17 protein-coding genes are annotated in these 21,117 nt (G+C 58.7%); 9 read left to right on the forward strand and 8 right to left on the reverse strand.

Annotated elements, in window-relative coordinates; all coding sequences use genetic code 11:
* Nucleotides 1–14: 14 nt before the first annotated feature.
* On the forward strand, nucleotides 15–908 hold the full coding sequence (gene hemF / locus GKR98_15845) for an oxygen-dependent coproporphyrinogen oxidase (protein QMU59522.1): 894 nt from the start codon (nucleotides 15–17) through the stop codon (nucleotides 906–908).
* Between the two features lie 14 nt (nucleotides 909–922).
* On the opposite strand, the gene GKR98_15850 is transcribed toward hemF, so the two are convergent.
* Together GKR98_15850 and GKR98_15855 are read right to left on the reverse strand one after the other, a co-directional pair.
* Nucleotides 923–2,791, reverse strand: a complete 1,869-nt coding sequence (locus GKR98_15850) for a hypothetical protein (protein ID QMU59523.1) — start codon at nucleotides 2,789–2,791, stop codon at nucleotides 923–925.
* 190 nt (nucleotides 2,792–2,981) lie between these two features.
* A complete protein-coding gene (locus GKR98_15855) occupies nucleotides 2,982–4,400 on the reverse strand; it encodes a HupE/UreJ family protein (GenBank protein ID QMU60139.1) in 1,419 nt (472 codons plus the stop codon).
* A gap of 28 nt (nucleotides 4,401–4,428) precedes the next feature.
* Between GKR98_15855 and GKR98_15860 the strand changes: the two genes are divergently transcribed.
* Complete coding sequence (locus GKR98_15860; GenBank protein QMU59524.1) at nucleotides 4,429–5,241, forward strand: DUF4198 domain-containing protein; 813 nt, start codon at nucleotides 4,429–4,431, stop codon at nucleotides 5,239–5,241.
* Between the two features lie 9 nt (nucleotides 5,242–5,250).
* Here the strand turns inward: GKR98_15860 and GKR98_15865 are convergent, their stop codons facing one another.
* Entirely contained in the window at nucleotides 5,251–5,394 is a 144-nt protein-coding gene (locus tag GKR98_15865) for a hypothetical protein (protein ID QMU59525.1), read from the reverse strand.
* A 141-nt stretch (nucleotides 5,395–5,535) separates the two neighbouring features.
* Nucleotides 5,536–6,300 (reverse strand): tRNA pseudouridine(38-40) synthase TruA, encoded by a 765-nt coding sequence (gene truA / locus GKR98_15870; GenBank protein ID QMU59526.1) that lies wholly within the window; start codon nucleotides 6,298–6,300, stop codon nucleotides 5,536–5,538.
* A 20-nt stretch (nucleotides 6,301–6,320) separates the two neighbouring features.
* Here truA and GKR98_15875 point away from each other — a divergent pair, with 20 nt between their 5' ends.
* On the forward strand, nucleotides 6,321–7,892 hold the full coding sequence (locus GKR98_15875; protein QMU59527.1) for a YcjX family protein: 1,572 nt from the start codon (nucleotides 6,321–6,323) through the stop codon (nucleotides 7,890–7,892).
* Nucleotides 7,889–8,899 carry a TIGR01620 family protein gene (locus tag GKR98_15880; protein ID QMU59528.1) on the forward strand — a complete coding sequence of 337 codons (1,011 nt, stop codon included), beginning with the start codon at nucleotides 7,889–7,891 and terminating at the stop codon, nucleotides 8,897–8,899. The genes GKR98_15875 and GKR98_15880 overlap by 4 nt, the downstream gene beginning before the upstream one ends.
* A gap of 28 nt (nucleotides 8,900–8,927) precedes the next feature.
* Here GKR98_15880 and GKR98_15885 read toward each other — a convergent pair whose 3' ends face one another.
* The 3 genes from GKR98_15885 to GKR98_15895 all read right to left on the reverse strand — a co-directional run bounded on the left by GKR98_15885 (nucleotide 8,928) and on the right by GKR98_15895 (nucleotide 11,312).
* Entirely contained in the window at nucleotides 8,928–9,128 is a 201-nt protein-coding gene (locus tag GKR98_15885; protein ID QMU59529.1) for a hypothetical protein, read from the reverse strand.
* 151 nt (nucleotides 9,129–9,279) lie between these two features.
* Nucleotides 9,280–10,461 carry an NAD(P)-binding protein gene (locus tag GKR98_15890; protein QMU60140.1) on the reverse strand — a complete coding sequence of 394 codons (1,182 nt, stop codon included), beginning with the start codon at nucleotides 10,459–10,461 and terminating at the stop codon, nucleotides 9,280–9,282.
* Nucleotides 10,462–10,679: 218 nt separating this feature from the next.
* Nucleotides 10,680–11,312, reverse strand: coding sequence for a pyridoxamine 5'-phosphate oxidase family protein (locus GKR98_15895; GenBank protein QMU59530.1), 633 nt, complete (start codon nucleotides 11,310–11,312; stop codon nucleotides 10,680–10,682).
* Between the two features lie 186 nt (nucleotides 11,313–11,498).
* Here GKR98_15895 and GKR98_15900 point away from each other — a divergent pair, with 186 nt between their 5' ends.
* The 5 genes from GKR98_15900 (at nucleotide 11,499) to GKR98_15920 (ending at nucleotide 20,503) form a co-directional block, all read left to right on the forward strand.
* The gene (locus tag GKR98_15900; protein ID QMU59531.1) at nucleotides 11,499–14,453 is read left to right on the forward strand and encodes an isoleucine--tRNA ligase; all 2,955 of its coding nucleotides are present in this window, start codon (nucleotides 11,499–11,501) and stop codon (nucleotides 14,451–14,453) included.
* 180 nt (nucleotides 14,454–14,633) lie between these two features.
* On the forward strand, nucleotides 14,634–15,086 hold the full coding sequence (locus GKR98_15905) for a methylated-DNA--[protein]-cysteine S-methyltransferase (protein QMU59532.1): 453 nt from the start codon (nucleotides 14,634–14,636) through the stop codon (nucleotides 15,084–15,086).
* A 103-nt stretch (nucleotides 15,087–15,189) separates the two neighbouring features.
* The gene (lysA, locus tag GKR98_15910; protein ID QMU59533.1) at nucleotides 15,190–16,467 is read left to right on the forward strand and encodes a diaminopimelate decarboxylase; all 1,278 of its coding nucleotides are present in this window, start codon (nucleotides 15,190–15,192) and stop codon (nucleotides 16,465–16,467) included.
* A gap of 27 nt (nucleotides 16,468–16,494) precedes the next feature.
* Nucleotides 16,495–19,044: a TIGR02302 family protein gene (locus GKR98_15915; GenBank protein QMU59534.1), complete on the forward strand. Its 2,550-nt coding sequence runs from the start codon at nucleotides 16,495–16,497 to the stop codon at nucleotides 19,042–19,044.
* Nucleotides 19,045–19,246: 202 nt separating this feature from the next.
* Nucleotides 19,247–20,503, forward strand: a complete 1,257-nt coding sequence (locus GKR98_15920) for a lytic murein transglycosylase (GenBank protein ID QMU59535.1) — start codon at nucleotides 19,247–19,249, stop codon at nucleotides 20,501–20,503.
* Here GKR98_15920 and GKR98_15925 read toward each other — a convergent pair.
* Nucleotides 20,500–21,105: a hypothetical protein gene (locus GKR98_15925; GenBank protein ID QMU59536.1), complete on the reverse strand. Its 606-nt coding sequence runs from the start codon at nucleotides 21,103–21,105 to the stop codon at nucleotides 20,500–20,502. The genes GKR98_15920 and GKR98_15925 overlap by 4 nt on opposite strands.
* Between the last annotated feature and the right edge of the window lie 12 nt (nucleotides 21,106–21,117).

Below are 21,117 nucleotides of genomic sequence, written 5' to 3' on the forward strand. Positions count from 1 at the left end.
GAAAGAGCACCGCTATGACCGAACAGTTTGATCATCAAAAGACCCAAGCCAGCGCCTGGTTCCGAAGTCTGCGCGACGAGATTGTTGCCGCTTTTGAAGCGCTGGAAGACAGCCAGACCGGCGGCCCCCTTGCCGATCAGCCCGCTGGGCGGTTCGAGGTGTCCGAAACCAAACGCGCCAGTGATGATGGTTCAGACGCAGGCGGCGGCCTGATGAGCGTTATGCGTGGCGGACGCGTGTTCGAGAAGATCGGGGTCAACGTCTCGACTGTTTACGGGCAGTTGGGTGATCGGGCGCAAGCGGCGATGGCGGCGCGCAAAGGCATTCCCGGCATGGCCGACGATCCGCGCTTTTGGGCCAGCGGCATCAGCCTTGTCGCCCATATGCAGAACCCCCACGCGCCGGCGGTGCACATGAATACCCGCATGTTCTGGACCCCCCATGCCTGGTGGTTCGGGGGTGGTTCAGACCTGAACCCCTGCATCGAATATGACGAAGACACCGCAGCGTTTCATCAGGTTCAGAAAGACCATTGCGACCCGCATGGCGAAGATATCTATCCCCGGTTCAAGAAATGGGCGGACGAGTATTTTTATGTCCCGCACCGGCATCGCGCGCGCGGTGTTGGTGGCATCTTCTACGATGATTTGAACACCGGTGACTGGGATCGCGATTTTGCGTTCACACAAGACGTGGGCCGGGCGTTTCTGAAGGCTTTCCTGCCGGTGACCGAAAAGCGCCGTAACACGCCCTGGACCGAGGCCGATAAGGACGCGCAACTGGTGCATCGCGGGCTCTATGCCGAATACAATCTGGTCTATGACCGGGGCACTAAGTTCGGCCTTGAAACCGGACACGACGCCAATGCGGTGCTGATGAGCCTGCCACCCATGGCGAAATGGGTTTGAACGCCTAAGATGGCTTAGTTATCGTTCAGTGTTTCCAATGTGCGTTCGATGTCCAGCTGCAATGCGTTCAGGTCGTCATCAGACAAAGCTGGTGTTTCCGGCTGAGGCGCGGGTGCAGGTTGTGAAGGTGCGCTGCCGGCCATCCATATTTCAATCGTTCCCAGTGCAGGCGAGGGCCTGAAACTGGTGAAATTGCGCAGCTCGCCATCAACGGCGTCGGCAAGTACCTGAGCGTTCTCGGCGTTGGCAGCGTGATAGTAACGAATGTTAGTTCGGCTAATTGTGAATCCGGCGGGACGGGTTTGATCGACAACAAATCCCGCGTCCCGTGCCTGTGCGATCAAGGCATTCGCGTCCAGCCGGCTAACACGATTGGGAACATGCAATGTTACATCGATGCCTGAGATAGGCTCTGGTGGGGCGACTTCGGCAGTTGTGCTTTCGGCTGGCGGTTGCGGCGTTGCCGGTGTTTCGACGGGCTCGGGTGCGACTTCGGCCACCACGGGTTCAGATGTGACGTCTAAGGGTGCAATGTCAGTGACCGGCTCAGCCGTTTCCTCGATGGGTTCTTCGACTGCTGGCGCTCCTGGCCGCTGCGGCGGCACTGTCGCCAGGCTCACCGGCGGGACGATGGCAGGTATCTGGATTGGTGTTGTGAAATCAGGCACTTGCGCCTGAATGGGTAACACCGCGTCCGGTACTGCGACGACGGTTGCCAGCGTCATTGCTGTTTGGCGTGTGACCGTGGTTAGCCGGGAAGCTGCGAAATTCTGTGTCTCGATTTCGGGACTACTGAACCTTAAGCGGAACACGCGCGGTATCGCAAAACCATTAGCGGCGGGCGATACTGATGCGATGGCGTCGGCGTTTTCGGGCGCAGGGGCCGGTGCGGCACTTGGTTCCTGAATTGTCGTGTCGGGCAGGGGAACAGGGGTTTCTGCAACCACGGGTGCTTCGACGATGGGTTCTTCGGCTGCAGTGCTGTCTTCCGTTGGCGTCTCGGTCGCTAATGGCGTTTCCTCAGCAACCGGCGTCTCATCTGCAACCGGCGCTGCTTCGGCGACCGGCACTTCAATTACAGGCTCTTCGACAGCCACAGGTGTTTCACCCAGGACAGGCGCTTCAGAAGCAGGTGCGGCGTCCTCTGCCACAACTTCGTCGGTGGTGTTGAAAAGCGGAACATTCAGTGCTGTGTCTTCGTCAAGAAAAAATAGCGCACCGATGCTCAGGCCGGTGACCAGCACGCCAGACCATAAAAAGCCAAGACGCCGCTTTCGTACCGGCTGGCTGCTTCTAGGGGGCACTTTGTCGCTGTATTCCATTTCGGAATGCGAAACGCTTGGTCGCAACAAAGGTGCGGTCGTTTCGCGGCCTTTAGGCTCGTCTAACGCTGGGGTCAAAGACGCGGCAGCGACTTCGGGCGATATAAAAGGATCCTCAGCGCGCTCAGGTCGCATGCTAGAGCGTCGCCGCGGTGGGTCGTTTACCGTCGAAGCATCCGGTGTGCGTGCCGAAATTGGGCGTTGCGAAACAGGGCGCTCAGTCACAGAGCGTTCGGATACGGGGCGCTCAGAAACCGGACGCTGTGAAACTTGCCGTTCGGGTCGGGAAACCGGAGCGACCGGCGGCGGTGCGGGCGGTCGCTTGGAAATTGGACGCATCGAGTCGTCTTGCTCGGGCGCGGGTCTGGGGCGCGATCTTGGCGGTGTTTGCGGAGTAGGTTCAGGGATGTCAGGCTGGATTGGCGGATAGGCAGCGCGCCCTTCCGTTTCCATCAGTTCCTGACGACGACGGCGAGCGTCTTCCAGTTTGTCATACATCGTCATCCGCCGACGTTTCGGCGGATCCGAGCGACCCCCATTGGACCCAGAATCTCTGTCCATTATTCCCTCAAAGTGCCGCGCAAAATCTTCGCGGTGGGTTAGTAACTTATCATAGCCATCTCGGGCGCAAATGAAAGAAATTGGCCCAAGCAGCGGTGTCTAACGGCGATTTACCGCGTTAATGCGTGCATTTTATGGCACACTACACCCGAAACAGAACGTTCGGGCATGGTGTATGATGTTGAAGGCATCAGGCCGTATCGCCCTCCATTTCGCCCAGGCTTTGCAGGCGGATGACCAGGATCCAGATGACGACCGAAATGGCCGTCATTGCGAAGGCACCCGATGTGAAAGTGCCGACCACAGCCATAAACAAGGCAAAAGACGACAATCCGCCAATGGTATCGCGCAGTTTATCCAAGGCTGACACTGCCAGCACCGCAATCGTCAGAATACCGGCAATCCCGGCGGTCACGACCACTGTCCAGACCGCTGGCAATCCCCCTTCGGTCAAAAGTGCGAAGGGCGAAAGGATGCCCGAGGCATCCATAGTTCCAGTGCGCTCTAGCACCCAGAAAGCTGCAATAATGGCGATGCCCGCAGAGACAGGATTGGCGATGCGTGCGCGATACCAGCTTTGACTACCGAACAAGAGCCCGAAAGCCACGAACGCTGCTGCTATCACCGCCAATTGGCCGATTTCCACACCGACATTGAACCCAATCAGCTTGGGCACAAAATTGGACGCGCCCAAACCAAAATCACTAAGGACGCTGGCAAAGCCCAATCCGTGCAACAGCCCGAACATAAAGACCACAACCGGACGCCAAGGCATCAGGCCGCGCGCAATGATGTTCTCAATCCCGACATAGACTATCGAGGCGGCGATCAGGGATTCGATTACCACCAGATTGCCGTCGGTTAGCTGGATGATGCCCATGGCACCCAGCGCCAGTGTGACTGTGTGGGCCAGAGTGAACGCTGTGATCTGCCAAAGAAGCGGGCCGATACGCAGCGCCAGAAAGAACAGCCCCAGCACGAACAGAATATGATCCAGACCCAGCGGAATGATGTGGTCAAAACCGACGCCGACATAATCGACAAAGGCTTCGCCTGCCGTTTCTGCGTCGCCACCACCACGCGCAATCAGATCACTTTCGCCACCGTTGATCAGATAGGCGGTATAGGCGTTCTCGACGCCAATCTGGCGGATGACGATCGGACCGAATGCAGCTGGCCATGACATGATCACGCCTGCCTCGCCAGGTGGAAGGTCAGCGCGGATCACCACCTGCGAGGGGCGCGCGAGTTCGATATCCCCAACTTCGGGAATGTTTACCTCTTCGATGCTTAGCTCCAGTAGACGGCCATCGCTTTCCAACGTGAGCTGGCTTGCAATCTCGGGCCAGGTGGCGCGAAACGCGGCTTCTAGGTCGGCTGGCTCCAAAGCGCGCAGGCGATCATATTCTTCTGCATTTTCAGTGAGATTGGTATCTTCGATACCTTCAAGGTTCAGCCCCGCAACTGGCGCTTCCAGAACCCAGCCAAGGGAAAGTTCGACCTGTTCGGCCCCGATTGAGATGTCGGCGATTGTCGGCTGAACTTCGTGCGCGCGCAGAACCGTGATCATCATCAGGCTTGACAGCAGCGTCGCGAAGGCCACCCTCATCCAAAATCGCGCTTGCAGGATACCCATCATGTTTCGAACCCTCTCTATTGCCGCTTCATTGGCATGTATTGCAACTGTCGCCAAGGGCCATGAATTCTGGATTGATCCGGAGAATTATATTGTCGAGCCGGGCGCTCAAATTGTTGCCGATATAAAAGTCGGCGAGGATTTTAAAGGCGGCAAGCAATCCTATTTGCCGCCAAACTTCCGGCGATTTGACTATGTTTATGCAGGACAAGCGCACCCGGTCGAGGGACGCATGGGTGATCTTCCAGCCGTGCGCATGGATGCCCCCGGAGAGGGTTTGGTCGTATTCGTTCATGAGACTACGGATCTGCGTTTGGCATGGGATTCGTATGAGAAGTTCGAGTCATTTGTCATTCACAAAGACGCTGCTTGGACCTTGCAATCGCACGCGGACCGCGGCTTGCCGAAAAAAGACGTGACAGAGGTGTATTCGCGCTATGCTAAGTCTCTTGTGGCCGTAGGTGATGGAGCCGGTTCGGATCTGGAAACCGGGCTTCTTACCGAGATTGTTGCACTGGAAAATCCCTATACCGACGATATGTCGGACGGGATTGACGTTCAGGTTTTCTATGAGGGAAATCCACGCGCAGGCGCGCAGTTGGAAGTCTTCGACGAACCAGTCTTTGGTCGCGTGAGTGTGTTCACCGTGAAGGCCGATGAACAGGGTCGCGCCACCATTCCGGTGAAGCCGGGAAATAAATACCAGTTGGATTCGGTGGTTCTGCGAGAGCCATCGCCCGAGTTGGCAGCATCAAAGAACGCGCAGTGGGAAAGCCTTTGGGCCAATCTGACCTTTGCTGTCCCGGCACGCTGACAGGCGTATTTAGTAGCGGTCGGTATCGATGAAATTGCCGCCCGGACCTGCGATCCGATTTGGGAGCGTCGCGATGAAGACCTCGCGCAGGACCATGCAGGTCAGGGCACTGATGGCTAGGGCATCGAATGACAGTGTAAATAGCTCACTCATTGTTCGTCTCCAAATCTGTCGATACATGCAATAAGCCTGATGTTCGCGGCCAATTGAGGTCGCGGCAAAGGTGATTTGGGTACGCTTTCGGCTGTCCTAGGCGGGAATTGGGCGCGTTGTTTCGATTTCGTGGCAAATGACTCAGAAAACCGGTGGATTGTACGAAACCCCTGTCAAATAGAGCCCATCTGGCGGAGCAACTGGCCCGCAAGAGGCACGATTTCGCGATTCGAGAGCGGTTTTGACCTGTTCCGGTTCCCACGCGCCTGTGCCGACCCGTTCCAGTGTTCCAACGATGGATCGCACCTGATTGTGCAGGAAGCTGCGGGCGCGGATGGCAAATCGAATTTCGGCGCCACCGGCGTAGGGGCGGGTTTCAATTGTAATCTCATCCATGGTTTTGACCGGGCTTTTAGCCTGACACATGGTCGAGCGGAAGGTTGTGAAATCGTGCTGGCCGATCAGGTGTTCCGCACCGGCGCGCATGGCTTCCACATCCAACGCACGTTGCACGCGCCAGATCTGCCCCGCATCGTGGACCAGAGGCGCGCGGCGCTGCACAATGCGATAAAGATAGCGTCGCTCGACTGCCGAAAACCGTGCATGCCAGTCGTCGTTGACCTCTGCGCAGGCGGTAATGGCGACAGGTTGCGGTTTCAGATGGAAGTTCAGCGCCTCGGATAGACGGAATGGGTCCCAGCTGCGTTGGGTTTCGACATGGGCGACTTGTCCAAGCGCATGAACGCCTGCATCGGTGCGCCCGGCAGCGGCGATGGATGGCAGGCCAGGTTCCAGTTTCGACAGGGCCGTTTCCACGGCTTCCTGCACCGAAGGCTGGTCGGCCTGTCGCTGCCAGCCCGCAAAGGGGCGGCCGTCGTATTCAATTTTGAACGCATAACGTGGCATGGGTGGGGCCTTAGCGCGATATGAGGGTTAAGGGCAAATACCCTTATTTCGCCTTGCCTTCGGCAAGTCGATCCGCGCATCGGCTGCGCCGATGCGCGATTGAGTATTTTTGCCAGAAAGAAAGCCAGGGCTGGTGCGTTTGGTTCAGCGTTCCTATCTTGATCCGACACGATAGGGGTTTTCGAGTGGTCATCGGTGAAATTGCAGACGGTTTGACGCGAGGCGTCGAGACGACCGTGAACACGGTTAGCGAGGCGTTTTTTGAACCCGTGGTCCGTCTGGGCGTCACCGGGTTGTCGCGCGCCGGGAAGACCGTGTTCATCACCTCGCTTGTGGCCAATCTGATCAATCGGGGCAGGATGCCGGGTTTGACGGCGGCGGGTCGGATCGAGGCTGCGTGGTTGCAACCACAGCCTGACGACACGGTGCCGCGTTTCGAGTATGAAAGCCATCTGGCCGCGATGACTGGCCCGAAGCCGTTCTGGCCTGACGGGACCACCGGCATCAGCGAATTGCGCCTGTCATTTCGCGTTCAACCGGGTGGCTTGCTGGGCGGCATGCGCAGCGCGCGCACTATGCATCTGGATATCGTTGATTATCCGGGCGAGTGGTTGTTGGATCTGGGGTTGTTGGGCAAGGATTTCGCCACCTGGTCGCGCGAAACACTGGCTCGGATTGAAGCGCGCGGAGAGGCGGATGGTTATCGCGCCGCCTTGGCTGCTGCGGACACCGGTGCGAAACTGGATGAACCTGCCGCAGGCGCATTGGCCGAGGCCTTTACCGGCTATCTGACGGCGGCGCGCGAAGCGGGATATTCCGATTGCACGCCGGGGCGGTTTCTGTTGCCAGGGGATCTGAAAGGTTCGCCTGTCTTAACTTTTGCACCATTGCCTGCCGGGGATTTTCCGCGTGGGTCATTGGGGCGCGAGTTTCAGCGCCGGTTTGAGGCCTATAAGCGCCAGGTCGTGAAGCCGTTCTTTCGCGAACATTTTGCGCGGATCGACCGGCAAGTTGTGTTGGTGGACGTGCTGGGGGCGATCCATTCGGGCCCCAAAGCGGTCGAGGATTTGCGCGGCGCAATGGCGGATATCCTGGGCGCGTTTCGCCCCGGGCGGAACGCCTTCCTCAGCCAGATATTCCTAGGCAAACGGGTGGAGAAAATCCTATTCGCCGCCACCAAGGCCGATCATCTTCACCACAGCCAGCATCCGCAGTTGTCCGCCATCGCTGATGCGATGTTGGCCGATGCACGTAGCAAGGCGGATTTTGCCGGGGCAGAGACGGCAGCATTGTCGCTGGCCAGTTTGCGCACCACGACCGAGGATCAGATCGACCGCGATGGCCGCAAACTGGACGTGGTGCGCGGGACATTGTTGGACAGTGGTAAGCGCGCGGCGTTCTATCCCGGCCGCCTGCCCGAGGACCCGGCGCGATTGTTGACGTCAGCGCGGCAAGGGGCGGAGGATTGGCTAGAGATGGACTATCAGGTGATGTCCTTCGCGCCCCAACCATTGGAAATACGCCCCGGCGACGGACCGCCCCATATCCGGCTGGACCGTGCGGCGGAGTTTTTGATTGGAGACCGGATATGAGTGAGCGCGATGCACCGGTTCTGATCGAACTGGATGACAGCGGGCCAAGTCCCGCCGATGCGCCCCCTGTGTCGGAACCGGAAGGCGCGCCGACGGGACAGGCGATGCAAACCATGGCAGCTTTTGCGGCGCGCAAACCGTCGCGGCTGGTGCGGTGGTTCTGGCAGTTGCTGGTGGCGGTGGTGCTGTTCTTTGGATCGATCGCGATCTGGGATGCGGTGGTGGCGCTGGTCGCGCGGAACTCGTGGCTGGGCTGGGGCGCACTTAGGCTGTTGGGGTTATTTGGGGCAGTCTGTCTGGCAATCCTGATCCGGGAATGGGCGGCATTGGCGCGGCTGCGCAAGATCGAGGGCTTCCACGAAGAGGCGGACCGGGTGATTGCCGCTGGTGATTTCGCGGGGGCCAAGGCGCTGACCGGACGCCTCAGCGCGATCTATGCTGGACGCGAGGATATGCGTTGGGGCCGGGCACGGCTGGCCGATGGGCAGGGCGATGTGTTCGACGCCGATGCGCAGCTCGGGCTGGCGGAAACCGCACTTCTGGCCCCGTTGGACGACCGCGCGCGGCGCGAGGTTGAAACGGCGGCGCGTCAGGTGGCCACGGTTACGGCTCTGGTGCCGCTGGCGTTTGCCGATGTTTTAGCAGCACTGACGGCGAATGTGCGGATGATCCGGCGCATTGCCGAGATTTATGGCGGACGCTCCGGCGCGCTGGGCGCTTGGCGGTTGACGCGTGCGGTGATCGCGCATCTGGTGGCGACCGGTGCGGTGGCGGTTGGGGACGATCTGTTGGGGTCAATCGGTGGCGGGCATCTGATCAGCAAGATCTCGCGGCGGTTCGGGGAAGGTCTGGTCAATGGCGCATTGACGGCCCGGGTCGGGATTGCGGCGATGGAAGTATGTCGGCCTTTGCCGTTCCGGCGGGCTGATAGGCCCAAGGTTACGCGGCTGGTGCAGCGCGCATTGACGGGCCTGTTTGAACGAACGGACGCAGCACCGAGGGAGTAGCGGTGCCGCGCCTATTACCGCCCGCCACTTAGCGCGGCTCGAAGAAGAAATCGCGGATCGCAGATCGGTCTTGCTGCGCGGCGGTAAAGCCCATGTCGGCCAACAGATGATCGTCGATACGTTTGAAGCGGTGATAATCATTCACAGCATTGTTCCAGGCGCGCAGCTTGGCAATGGGGCGGAAGTTTGAGCCGGGAAAGGCGGGGCGGGTTTGGGCTATTACAGTCATTTTGGTCATCCTTTGATGTTGTGTTTTCGATGACCCTTTGTGACTGGTGAGGTGTCGCCTTGCCGTTATGCCAATGGTGAACGCGCCCGAAATCGGGGTGAATTGGGCGTGAATTTTGCTTGATAATCAAAAATTTTAGCCGAATTCGGCTTTAGGCGCCGAAATCCGGCGGTGTCAGGCTGGCGAGTGGTGGCACGAAATCGCCCGAGACCAAACGGGTCAGAACCGAGGGGATCGGCGGCACCATCGAGACCGGAAACAACAGCCGATCCCGCAAGACCGGCAGGGCGCGGCTGTGGGACTGGTATTGCGGGGTGAACGCATAACTCATTGCCTGATAGATGCGCACGTGCCAGCGCCGGGCGCGGGCAAAGTGGTTCAGGGCTTCAGGAACGGGACCGCGTTTCAGAGCCTCGCCCAGTGCGAAGGCATCCAGCATCGCCATGTTCGCGCCCTGCCCCAATTGGGGGCTAGCGCGATGGGCGGCGTCGCCGATCACGGCCAGCCTGTCACCGGTGGTCCGCCGCAAGGTGCCGTGGCTGTAGTGGGCGAAGGTCATCTGGGCAGGGTCGGTTATCTGTTGAAACACCGGGAGGGCTTCCGGCCACAACCCAGCTATTTCATCGTGCCAGGCGGCCAGACCGGAACTAGTCCAATCGTCGTGGCCGTTCCGTGGCAACGACCAGAAAATGGTGGCGGTTTCGGTGGCATCTCCGGGTCGGGTGCCGCTGGGCATGATCCCGATCATCCGATCAGCACGGCGATACCGCTGGCGCAACTCACCGGCGTCAAATCCCGCCTCGGGCCACGGCACGGTGCCCCAGAGCGCGCCGAAGGGCAGGGGCTTAGATTTAAGGCCGGAAAGGGTGGAGCTTGCCCCGGAGGAGTCGACGACCAGATCGAAACGGGTCGTTTGGGTGGCGTCGGCCAGAGTGAGGATTCCAGAACCGGCGCCGGTAATCCGGGCCGAGGTCTGCACGGTTACTCCGGCCGCCATCGCCGCTTGATACAGACAGTCGAACAGCGCCGGGCGCTGGATAGCCAATCCGAATCTGGGTCCACCATGGTCGCCATAGTCGACCTTCAGAACTTGCCGCCCGGAGTTGATCTCGCGCCCGTCCATGCGCCAGATCGGGCGTCCATGGTGTCGGGCAGGCACGAGGGCACCGATCTCGGCCAGAACGGCCTGTCCAACCGGCTGGATTACCAACCCGGAACCGACTGGTAGCGGGGCGTCAAACTGGTCGAAAACTGTGACCTGATGCCCGGACCGGGCCAGAAGTGCGCCAGCGGTCAACCCGCCGATACCAGCGCCGATAATGGCGATATTCAGGGCCTTGGTCATGGGCGATTTAAGGGATGTGGTAGCGCGGGATGCCATGTGGCGCGTTGACGCCGCCCGGAGTTGTAGTTTCGCCGCGAACTGACGTTTGCGTCGATCCGCGCGCGAAAATGGCGTTTCGCGCGGGAAAAGGGCTCTGCCCCTCGGGCCTTTGGCCCTCACCCCGGAGTATTTTGGATCAGAAGAAGGAGGGATGCGGACACAATTGCTCAGTGATCGTAGAGGCGATTATCTTCGTTATTCTTGAAAAGCGCTTCCAACTCACCCAACGGGCCACTCAGATGGGCCTGATCGGTGACAGCCTCGGCGTATGTTGCCATGCCATCGACCGAAAGCGCCTTGTCCGGGTGCCACAGGCCGGAGCGGATAATGGCTTTGCCGCAGTGGTAGAAGGCCTCTTCGACGTCGACCAATATGGCCAGATGCGGCACGCGGTCCTTTATGGCCATAGCGGCGCGGATATCTTCATCGCGTACTATGCGCGCGGTGCCATTGATGCGCACAACCTCATTTCGGTTTGGCACGAAGAACACCAAACCTATCCCGCCAGTCTCCAGAATGTTGGTCATGCTGTCATAGCGATAGTTCCCAGGCCTGTCCGGGATGGCGAGCGTGTTCTGGTCCAACACTTTGACGAACCCTGCCGGGTCGCCGCGCGGCGAGACATCGACTTTGCCGTCCGCTCCATAGGTCGCCATCACCATGAAGGGTGAACGTTCGATCCAGGTTCGACAATGCACGTCGATGTGGTCGATGATCTTTTGGGTTTGCGAAATATGTGGGTCGCGGTGCAGGCTTCGAAACTCTACTTCCCTGGTCAGCACGTCTTTGGCGGGATACATCGTGGGCGTTCCTGTCTTTACCTCTTGGGACGCCAGCACTATAGCACAGGGCCATGATGATACGGCCAGCAATCATTATGCGAATTAGTGGCCCGGCGCTCTGATCTGATGGGCAGCCGGGATTTAGGCGTTGAGTTTCTCCGCCGCCCCCAACCGACATTTTGCGAATTTTAAAGGACATGACACATGTCTTCCGACACGCCTGACTATAAAGAAACGCTGAACCTGCCTGTCACCGACTTCCCGATGCGGGCCGGGTTGCCGAACCGCGAACCTGCCTGGCTGGAGCGTTGGGAGAAGATCGGCATCTATGACCGCCTGCGCGAGAAAGAGGGGCGCACACCTTTCACGCTGCATGATGGTCCGCCCTATGCCAACGGGCATCTGCACATTGGCCACGCGCTGAACAAGATCCTGAAGGACATGGTGGTGCGATCCCAGCAGATGATGGGTAACGATGCGCGCTATATCCCCGGCTGGGATTGTCACGGTCTGCCCATCGAATGGAAGATCGAGGAACAATACCGCAAGAAGGGCCGCGATAAGGATGCGGTGGATGTGGTCGAGTTCCGTCAGGAATGCCGCAATTTCGCCGATGGCTGGATTGACATTCAGCGGTCGGAATTCAAGCGTCTGGGCGTCACCGGCAACTGGGATGACCCGTATCTGACGATGAATTTCCACGCCGAGCGGGTGATTGCCGAAGAATTCCAGAAGTTCCTGATGACGGGGACGTTGTATCAGGGGTCGAAGCCCGTGATGTGGTCGCCGATGGAAAAGACCGCGCTGGCCGAAGCCGAGGTCGAATATCACGACAAGGAAAGCTTCACGGTTTGGGTGAAGTTCCGCATGACGCGCCCCGGCCAGGGAGCCGGGGCCTTGGGTGGTGAAGAGGCCCCGGGTCAGGCCCGGGGCGGGGATCTTGACGATGCCCATGTTGTCATCTGGACGACAACCCCCTGGACCATGCCGTCGAACAAAGCGGTCGTTTACGGGGCCGACATCGACTACGGGCTGTATGAAGTGACTGGCACGCCGGAAGAAAGCTGGGCCGCCGTCGGTGACAAATTCATTCTGGCAGAAAAGCTGGCGGGCGATGTTTTCACACGAGCGCGGCTGGAAGACGGCATGTATGCACGGGTACGCGATGTTTCGGCGGACGAGTTGTCAGGATACGGCCTGCTGCATCCGCTTGCCGGGGCCGTAGGCTCGAACGGCGAATGGGACGACGTGCGAGACTTCCGCGCCGCTGATTTCGTCACCGATGATGAAGGCACCGGGTTCGTCCATTGCGCCCCGTCCCACGGGATGGAGGAGTATGAGCTTTATCGCGATCTTGGCATGCTGGAACAGGTCATCACCTACAACGTGAATGACGATGGTGGCTTTCGCGAAGACCTGCCGTTCTTCGGGGGCAGCTATATCCTGTCCCGCAAGGGTGGCGAGGGCGATGCCAACAAGAAGATCATCGACAAGCTGGTCGAGGTTGGCGGCTTGTTGGCGCGCGGCAAGATCAAGCACAGCTATCCGCATTCATGGCGCTCGAAAGCGCCGGTTATCTATCGCAACACGCCGCAATGGTTTGCCGCCATTGATCGGCCTGTGGGCGATGGGCAGGACACCTTCGGCAAGACAATCCGCGAACGCGCGATGACCGAGATCGACAATGTGAAGTGGACGCCCAAGACCGGGCGCAACCGGCTTTATTCGATGATGGAGGCACGCCCTGACTGGGTGCTGTCGCGTCAACGCGCCTGGGGTGTGCCGCTGACGTGTTTCGTGCGTAAGGGCGCTTTGCCGACAGACGCGGATTACATTTTGCGGAATGAAACGGTGAATGCCCGCATTCTGGAGGCTTTCGAGGCCGAAGGGGCTGACGCCTGGTATAAACCCGGCGCGAAAGAACGGTTCCTGGGCAATGACGTGAACGCTGCCGATTACGATCAGGTGTTCGACATTCTGGACGTGTGGTTTGATTCCGGCTCGACCCATGCTTTCGTTTTGCGCGACCGGGAAGACGGGTCCGAAGACGGGATCGCTGACCTTTATCTGGAAGGCACCGACCAGCATCGCGGCTGGTTCCATTCGTCGATGCTGCAATCCTGCGGCACCAATGGGCGTGCGCCCTATCGCGGTGTGCTGACCCATGGGTTCACGCTGGATGAGAAGGGCATCAAGATGTCCAAATCGCTTGGCAACACCATCGTGCCCGATGCCGTGGTCAAGCAATATGGCGCCGATATCCTGCGGCTTTGGGTGTCGCAAACCGACTATACCGCCGACCAGCGGATCGGGCCTGAGATCCTGAAAGGCGTCGCCGACAGCTATCGTCGTCTTCGCAACACCATGCGGTTCATGCTGGGCAGCCTGAACGGGTTCACCGAGGCCGAGCGCGTCGATCCCGCCGATATGCCGGAGCTGGAACGCTGGGTGCTGCATCGTCTTGCGGAACTGGATCACAAGGTGCGCACTGGCTATGCGGCTTATGATTTCCAGGGTGTGTTCCGGGCGATTTTCGAATTTGCCACGCTGGATCTGTCGGCGTTCTACTTCGATATCCGCAAGGATGTTCTCTATTGCGACGGTCCGTCAGACCGTCGGAACGCAGCGCGCACGGTGCTGGACATCCTGTTCCACCGGCTGACCACTTGGTTGGCGCCAGTTCTGGTCTTCACCATGGAAGAGGTTTGGCTGGAACGGTTCCCGGGCGACGAAAGCTCGGTCCACCTGATCGATATGGCAGACACGCCAGCCGATTGGTTGGACGAACCATTGGCTGCCAAATGGTCCGGTATCCGCAAAGCGCGGCGGGTTGTGACGGCGGCGCTGGAGGTTCAACGGCGCGACAAGGTCATCGGAGCATCGTTGGAGGCGGCACCGGTGGTGTATGTCGAGGACGAAAGCGTGCTGGCTGCGTTGAAGACAGTGGCGTTTGAAGACATCTGCATCACCAGCGCGATCTCGGTCACTTCCGATCCCGCACCGGCCGAGGCGTTTCGTGTGCCCGAGGTTGATGGTGTGGGCGTGGTCTTCGAGATGGCAGATGGCGAGAAGTGTCAGCGGTGCTGGAAGCTGTTGCCGGATGTTGGGACGCACGGACACGCAGGTGTCTGCGCGCGATGTGATGCTGCTCTGCATTGAGTTTCGCCCCGTCTGACGACGGGTCGATCCGGGGGCTCTGCCCCCACGCGCTTCGCGCTCCCCCGGGATACTTTCGGGCCAATAATGACGTGGGATAGTGGAATTGGCTTGGAGCGGTAACTCCGTCGGTTGCGCAGGTTCCGGGTTGCCGGATTTGGCTGTGCATCGCATGGTTAGTTTATGCCTTCTTTAAGCAAACCCAGCCCTCTTGGGCCCATCACAATCGTCGAAGAAGATGGCGGTATCACTGCGTTGGAATGGGGCCGGAACGGGGATGAAGAAACGCCGCTTCTGGTGGAAGCACATTTTCAACTTGCGGCTTATTTTGACCACGCGCTGGTTGAATTTGACGTGCCACTAGCGCCGAAAGTTTCCCCTTCGCAGCGCATGTTCCTGGACGCGTTGATTGCCATCCCCTTTGGCGAAACCAAGACTTATGGCCAGATTGCCAAGGAAACCGGCCTGTCGGCCCAAGGTGCAGGGCAGGCATGTGGGGCCAACCCAATTGCGATCATCATCCCCTGCCACCGTGTGATTGGCACTGGTCATTTGGGTGGGTTTTCCGCGCCTGGCGGTATTGAAACCAAAGTAGCCCTGCTGAAGCATGAGGGTGCTGCAAGCCTGTTAATCTGACGCACGCGGGCACTTTTGGATCGTTGTTGCAAACCATTGCTATGAGCAGGCCAAAAACACGCTGTTCTTGCACCGGATTGCCGGTCTGCTATGAGGCATTTTCATGGACCACTTTATCTATCAGAACGGCGCGCTATATGCCGAGGACGTTGCCATCGCCGATATCGCAGCAGCGGTCGGAACGCCGTTTTATGTGTATTCGACGGCAACTCTGACCCGGCATTACAAGCTGTTTGACGAAGCTCTCGCCGGCACGGACCATTTGGTTTGCTATGCGATGAAGGCCAACTCAAATCAGGCGGTGTTACGCTTGATGGCCTCGCTTGGGGCAGGTGTGGATGTGGTTTCCGGCGGGGAATACCTGCGCGCAAAGGCGGCCGGGTTTGCGGGCGACAGGATCGTATTCTCTGGTGTTGGCAAGACACGCGATGAAATGCGTTTGGCTCTGGAAGGCGGCATCCGCCAGTTCAACGTCGAAAGCGAGCCTGAAATGGTGGCGCTGTCGGATGTGGCAGAAGGCCTTGGCGTGGTCGCGCCGATCACCGTGCGTGTGAACCCCGATGTGGATGCAAAAACCCACGAGAAGATTTCGACCGGCAAGTCCGAGAACAAGTTCGGCATACCAATTGCAAGGGCACGCGAAGTTTATGCGGCCGCGGCCAAATTGCCTGGTCTCGAGGTTATCGGCATCGACGTGCATATCGGTAGCCAGTTGACGGATCTGGAGCCATATCGCCTTGCCTATCAGAAGGTTGCGGAACTGACCGAAGTTTTGCGCTCGGATGGGCACAATATACGTCGGTTGGACCTTGGGGGCGGCCTTGGCATCCCATATGAGCGATCAAATACTGCTCCGCCATTGCCAATGGAGTATGGTGCGATGGTCCGTGAAACTGTTGGCCACCTTGATTGCGAGATCGAAATTGAGCCGGGCCGCCTGATTGCCGGGAATGCCGGGTTGATGGTCAGCGAAGTCATCTACGTCAAATCGGGCGAAGGGCGCGAATTTCTGATCCTGGATGCAGCGATGAATGATCTGGTGCGTCCGGCTATGTATGCAGCCTATCACGATATATTGCCAGTTATCGAGCCTGCGCCGGGGGCCGAACAAAGGCCCTATGATATCGTTGGGCCGGTTTGCGAATCCGGGGATATATTTACCAAGAACCGGCCCATGCCGCCGGTTGATGCTGGCGATCTTGTCGCCTTTCGTTCGGCCGGGGCATACGGCGCGGTCATGGCATCAGAATACAATACCCGCCCCCTGATCCCCGAAGTTCTTGTGCATGGGCATCAATTCGCCGTCATTCGGGCCCGTCCCACCTTTGACGACATCATAAATCGAGATACCATTCCAGAATGGCTCGAGGGGTCGGATTAACCCGACTTCGGCCCTATATGTTTGCGTATGACTTATCCGCGCGATCTTCCTGAGAATGCAGCAAAGCGGCTTTCCTGGCCGCTGAGGTGGACATTTGTCGGTATGGTCTCCGAGCGTTTCGTCCGCGCGTTCTGGCCGCTTTGGGCTATCTTGCTGACATCACTGGCATTTTTGATGCTCGGATTGCACGAAGCTCTGCCGCTTGAGGCGGTCTGGGGTATTGGTGTTCTGGTGGTTCTGGGTGCATTGGCGGCGTTTGCTTTTGGCGTGCGACGCCTTACGTGGCCGTCGCGGACAGAGGCCCTGGCGCGTTTGGACGCGACTTTGCCGGGAAATCCGATTGCGGCTATTTCAGATACTCAGGCCATCGGCAGCGGTGATCCGGCGTCTGAACAGGTCTGGAACGCGCATCTGGAACGAATGATGGCGCGGACCGGGGCAGCCAAAGCAGTGTCACCGGATCTGCAACTTTCCAGTCGTGATCCCTATGCGCTGCGATATGCGGCGCTTTTGATGTTTACGGTTGCACTGTTGTTCGGTTCATTCCTGCGGGTTGCGACAGTTGCTGAATTGACGCCGGGGAACACCTCGCTTGCGGCTGGGCCCAGCTGGGAAGGGTGGGTGGAGCCGCCGCTTTATACCGGCCAACCAAGCCTCTACCTGAATGATATCGACCGCGAAGCGTTTGCGGTTCCGGTCGGCAGCAGGGTCACGCTTCGGTTCTATGGCGCAGTCGGCGCCCTTGCACTGAACGAAACCGTCTCGGGGCGCACCGAGGACATACCACCTGCGACGGATACCGTTCAGACATTCGAGGTTGCCGAAAGCGGAGAGGTTTCGGTCGACGGTCCGGGCGGTCAGTCCTGGGCGATTTCAGCAACAGAAGATCAGCCGCCGACAATCGAATTCGAAGCCCCAATAGAACAGGGCGAAGCTGGCCGAATGGAGGCAGCTTTTGCGGCATCCGACGATTATGGCGTTGTCGCGGGGCAGATGGAGATCACTCTAGATCTGCCTGAAGTGGTGCGCGCCTATGGACTGTTGTCAGAACCGGAAGACCGTCCGGCGCTGGTTCTGGATATTCCGATGACGATTTCTGGGGATCGCGCAAATTTCAGCGAAATAATTGTCGAGGATTTCAGTGAGCACCCCTGGGCCAATCTGCCGGTGCGGGCATCGCTGACTGCAGAGGATGCAGCAGGGCAAATCGGGTTGTCGGCACCGCAGTTTGCGACCCTGCCGGGGCGACGGTTCTTCGATCCGCTGGCCAAATCGATCATCGAGCAACGGCGTGATCTTTTGTGGAATCGCGCCAATGCCAAGAGAACATCCCAGATACTCAGGGCGGTCTCGTTCAATCCTGATGGAATTTTCCGGTCCGAAACGGTCTATCTGAAGTTACGTTTCCTCGTCCGACGTCTTGAAGCTCGCGTGGCGCTTAGGCGCATGGATGATGCAGCGGTCGAGGAATTTTCCGACGTGCTGTGGAGCATTGCACTGGAGATTGAAGAAGGTGATTTGGGCGACGCGCTGGAACGGCTTCGGCGGGCTCAGGATCGGCTGAGCGAGGCAATTGAAAACGGTGCGACCGAGGACGAAATTGCCGAGCTAATGCAGGAGTTGCGCGAGGCGATGCAGGATTACATGCGCCAGTTAGCCGAGCAGCAAAGTGGTGAGAACCAGCAAACGGCTGAAAATCAGGGCGACATGCAAGAGATGACCGGCGACCAATTGCAGGACATGCTGGATCGATTGCAAGAGCTGATGGAACAAGGCCGCATGGCCGAGGCCGAGCAATTGCTGAACCAATTGCGCCAGATGATGGAGAACATGCAAATCACCCAGGGCCAGCAGAACGGTCAAAGTCAGGGTGAACAGGCGATGGAAGGGCTGGCCGAAACATTGCGGCAGCAACAGGGACTTTCCGATGAGGCCTTCCGTGATCTGCAGGAACAGTTCAATCCCAACGGTCAGCAAGGCCAGCAGGGGCAAACGCCCGGACAACAGCAGGGCGAAGGTCAACAGCCCGGTCAGGGGCAAGGCCAGCAAGGTCAGGGCCAGGGCAGCGGTGGCAACCAACAGGGGCTTGCGGATCGTCAACAAGCGCTGCGTCAAGAATTGGACCGTCAGCGTGGTAGTCTGCCCGGCGCAGGTTCCGCCGAAGGGGACGCCGCGCGCGATGCTCTGGGTCGGGCTGGCGAAGCTATGGAAGATGCCGAAGATGCCTTGCGCGACGAGAATTTCGCCGACGCATTAGACAGTCAATCAAAGGCCATGGAGGCGCTGCGGGACGGCATGCGTGATCTGGCCGAACAAATGGCGCAGCAACAGCAAAACCAACAGGGCGGTCAGCAGGGCCAGGCCGCTGGTCGCAATGACCCATTGGGCGGGCGCGATCCCTTGGGTCGCGAGGCCGGCGAATACGGCCGTATCGGCACAGACGAGCAATTGTTGCAGGGCGACGATGTTTATCGCCGGGCGCGCGAATTGCTGGATGAAATTCGTCGGCGGTCTGGCGAACAGGAACGCCCGTCCGAAGAGCTGGACTATCTGAAACGTCTTCTTGACAGGTTCTAACCCAGCGGCGCGAAACGTTCGTTTCGCACGACATGCCCGATCTGGGGCTCTGCCCCAGGCCCCGGAGTATTTTCGCCAAAAAGAATTAAAACGCGGCAGGTTTCAGCCGTCGGCGGCAGATTGCCGAAAGTGCTGTCTTTTTTGCGTGACGAGAATTGGCTAGTCTGACGTCAGAGCAGTTTAATAGATTTCGGATTGTGTCATGCGCGGAATATTGGCCGCAGTGTTTGTGACTTTTTTGGTCGGTGGTGCCCATGCAGGACCGATTGTGGGTGGAAGTGTGACACCGAGCATGCCGAAACAAGGGGACACAATGGTGGTTGTTGAGGCGAGTGTTTCAAACCAGGCGTTTCAAAGTTGGGTCGAAAAGTTTCAACGCCGCGCGCGCGGTATGGGTATACGCGCGACTGTGTTGACTGAGGCATTCCAAGGCGTTCGGTACAATGCGGATGTCGTTCGCAAAGACCGAAATCAATCCGAATTCACCAAGCAGATATGGGATTATCTTGATACTGCTGTGTCGTCGACGCGGGTTCGAAACGGCAAGCGTGCGATGTCGAAACATATCCGCACATTGAAGGCTATTGAGGCGCAATATGGCGTCGAAGCCGAAGTTGTTGCAGCCGTCTGGGGGCTGGAAAGTGCATATGGCACGTTTCGCGGCAAGGAAAATGTGATCGAGGCCTTGGCGACGCTGGCATTTGATGGCCGTCGCGGTCGGTTCTTTGAACGTCAATTGATTGCGGCCCTGCGCATCTTGCAGTCTGGCGATGTGGCTCCGCGTAAGATGACAGGGTCTTGGGCTGGCGCCATGGGGCATACCCAGTTCATTCCGACCTCGTATCAGAGCTTTGCCCAGGATCATGACGGAGACGGGCGGCGCGACATCTGGTCGGATGATCCCGGCGATGCTCTGGCGTCGACTGCACATTACCTGAAGCAGCACGGATGGACCAAGGACCAGCCCTGGGGTGTTGAGGTGACTGTACCCAAGGGGTTTGACTATGCGCAAGCCGGTGTAAGGATCAAAAAATCACCTGCACAGTGGGCGCGTTTGGGCGTGCGGGATGTCAAGGGCGGCAAGGTGGCCAACCATGGCCGCGCCTCGATCCTGCTGCCGGCGGGCGCGCGTGGTGCGGCCTTTATGATCTTCGACAATTTTCACGTAATCGAGCGCTATAATACCGCCGATGCCTATGTGATCGGGGTCGGGCATCTGAGCGACCGGTTGGTGGGTGGCCCCAAACTGAAGTCGGGCTGGCCGCGCGATGATCGCAATCCGGCGTTCCGGGAAAAGCAGGAAATGCAGCGGCTTTTGACGTCTCGCGGGTTTACGACGTCTGGTGTCGATGGGATCATTGGCCCCAACACCATCTCTGCAATCCGTCGGTTTCAGACATCGGTCGGGATGGTGCCTGATGGTTATGCGAGTTTCGAAATTCTGAAGCGTTTGCGCTAGGCGCTCGAGAGCTGTCGGGCTCGCCCCAACAGGATGGCGGTGATGAAGACCGTGTAGAGTGTGAACAGATACATGGGATAGGCCAGAAGGATCAGATCAAAGGTTCCAACAGCCAGCATTGCGCAGATCGCGGCGACAAAAGACACCACCCAGGTCACCAGAGTTTCGCTTCCCGGATCGCCATAGGATTTGATGGCTGTCAACACACCGCCCAGGAGGCTGACAGAGATCGTGATGGTCAACGCATAGGCTGCGGTTTCGGTGAAATACCACAGGATCAATCCAATCGCAGCAGCGACAAGAACGAAGTAGTCCGTGCGGTTCAAATACGCCCCCAACCCTTTTCGAATGGACAAAAAGAAAACAATGATCGTGCCGCCAACCTGCACGCCAGCAAACCAAAGCGATGATGTGGCGCCCTCATACACTTGCGAAAAAAAGGCCACAGAGCCAAGCACCGACCAGATCAGCCAGGATGCGCGTTGCGGCTGGGTGCGTCCGGCCACGGTGTCGATGATATAGGGAATATAGGCGTAGGTGCTCAAGACCCCTGACAAAACGCCGAATATTATGGTCGGCGTCAGCCAGTCTTGAATGTTCATTCAGTATTGTCC

The organism is Boseongicola sp. (assembly GCA_014075275.1).
Lineage (GTDB): Bacteria > Pseudomonadota > Alphaproteobacteria > Rhodobacterales > Rhodobacteraceae.

Bases quoted from the DNA above. Each gene is read 5' to 3' on its own strand.
- hemF (QMU59522.1), top strand. From the start codon at position 15: ATGACCGAACAGTTTGATCATCAAAAGACCCAAGCCAGCGCCTGGTTC.
- GKR98_15850 (QMU59523.1), bottom strand. From the start codon at position 2,791: ATGGACAGAGATTCTGGGTCCAATGGGGGTCGCTCGGATCCGCCGAAA.
- GKR98_15855 (QMU60139.1), bottom strand. From the start codon at position 4,400: ATGAGGGTGGCCTTCGCGACGCTGCTGTCAAGCCTGATGATGATCACG.
- GKR98_15860 (QMU59524.1), top strand. From the start codon at position 4,429: ATGTTTCGAACCCTCTCTATTGCCGCTTCATTGGCATGTATTGCAACT.
- GKR98_15865 (QMU59525.1), bottom strand. From the start codon at position 5,394: ATGAGTGAGCTATTTACACTGTCATTCGATGCCCTAGCCATCAGTGCC.
- truA (QMU59526.1), bottom strand. From the start codon at position 6,300: ATGCCACGTTATGCGTTCAAAATTGAATACGACGGCCGCCCCTTTGCG.
- GKR98_15875 (QMU59527.1), top strand. From the start codon at position 6,321: ATGAGGGTTAAGGGCAAATACCCTTATTTCGCCTTGCCTTCGGCAAGT.
- GKR98_15880 (QMU59528.1), top strand. From the start codon at position 7,889: ATGAGTGAGCGCGATGCACCGGTTCTGATCGAACTGGATGACAGCGGG.
- GKR98_15885 (QMU59529.1), bottom strand. From the start codon at position 9,128: ATGACTGTAATAGCCCAAACCCGCCCCGCCTTTCCCGGCTCAAACTTC.
- GKR98_15895 (QMU59530.1), bottom strand. From the start codon at position 11,312: ATGTATCCCGCCAAAGACGTGCTGACCAGGGAAGTAGAGTTTCGAAGC.
- GKR98_15900 (QMU59531.1), top strand. From the start codon at position 11,499: ATGTCTTCCGACACGCCTGACTATAAAGAAACGCTGAACCTGCCTGTC.
- GKR98_15905 (QMU59532.1), top strand. From the start codon at position 14,634: ATGCCTTCTTTAAGCAAACCCAGCCCTCTTGGGCCCATCACAATCGTC.
- lysA (QMU59533.1), top strand. From the start codon at position 15,190: ATGGACCACTTTATCTATCAGAACGGCGCGCTATATGCCGAGGACGTT.
- GKR98_15915 (QMU59534.1), top strand. From the start codon at position 16,495: ATGACTTATCCGCGCGATCTTCCTGAGAATGCAGCAAAGCGGCTTTCC.
- GKR98_15920 (QMU59535.1), top strand. From the start codon at position 19,247: ATGCGCGGAATATTGGCCGCAGTGTTTGTGACTTTTTTGGTCGGTGGT.
- GKR98_15925 (QMU59536.1), bottom strand. From the start codon at position 21,105: ATGAACATTCAAGACTGGCTGACGCCGACCATAATATTCGGCGTTTTG.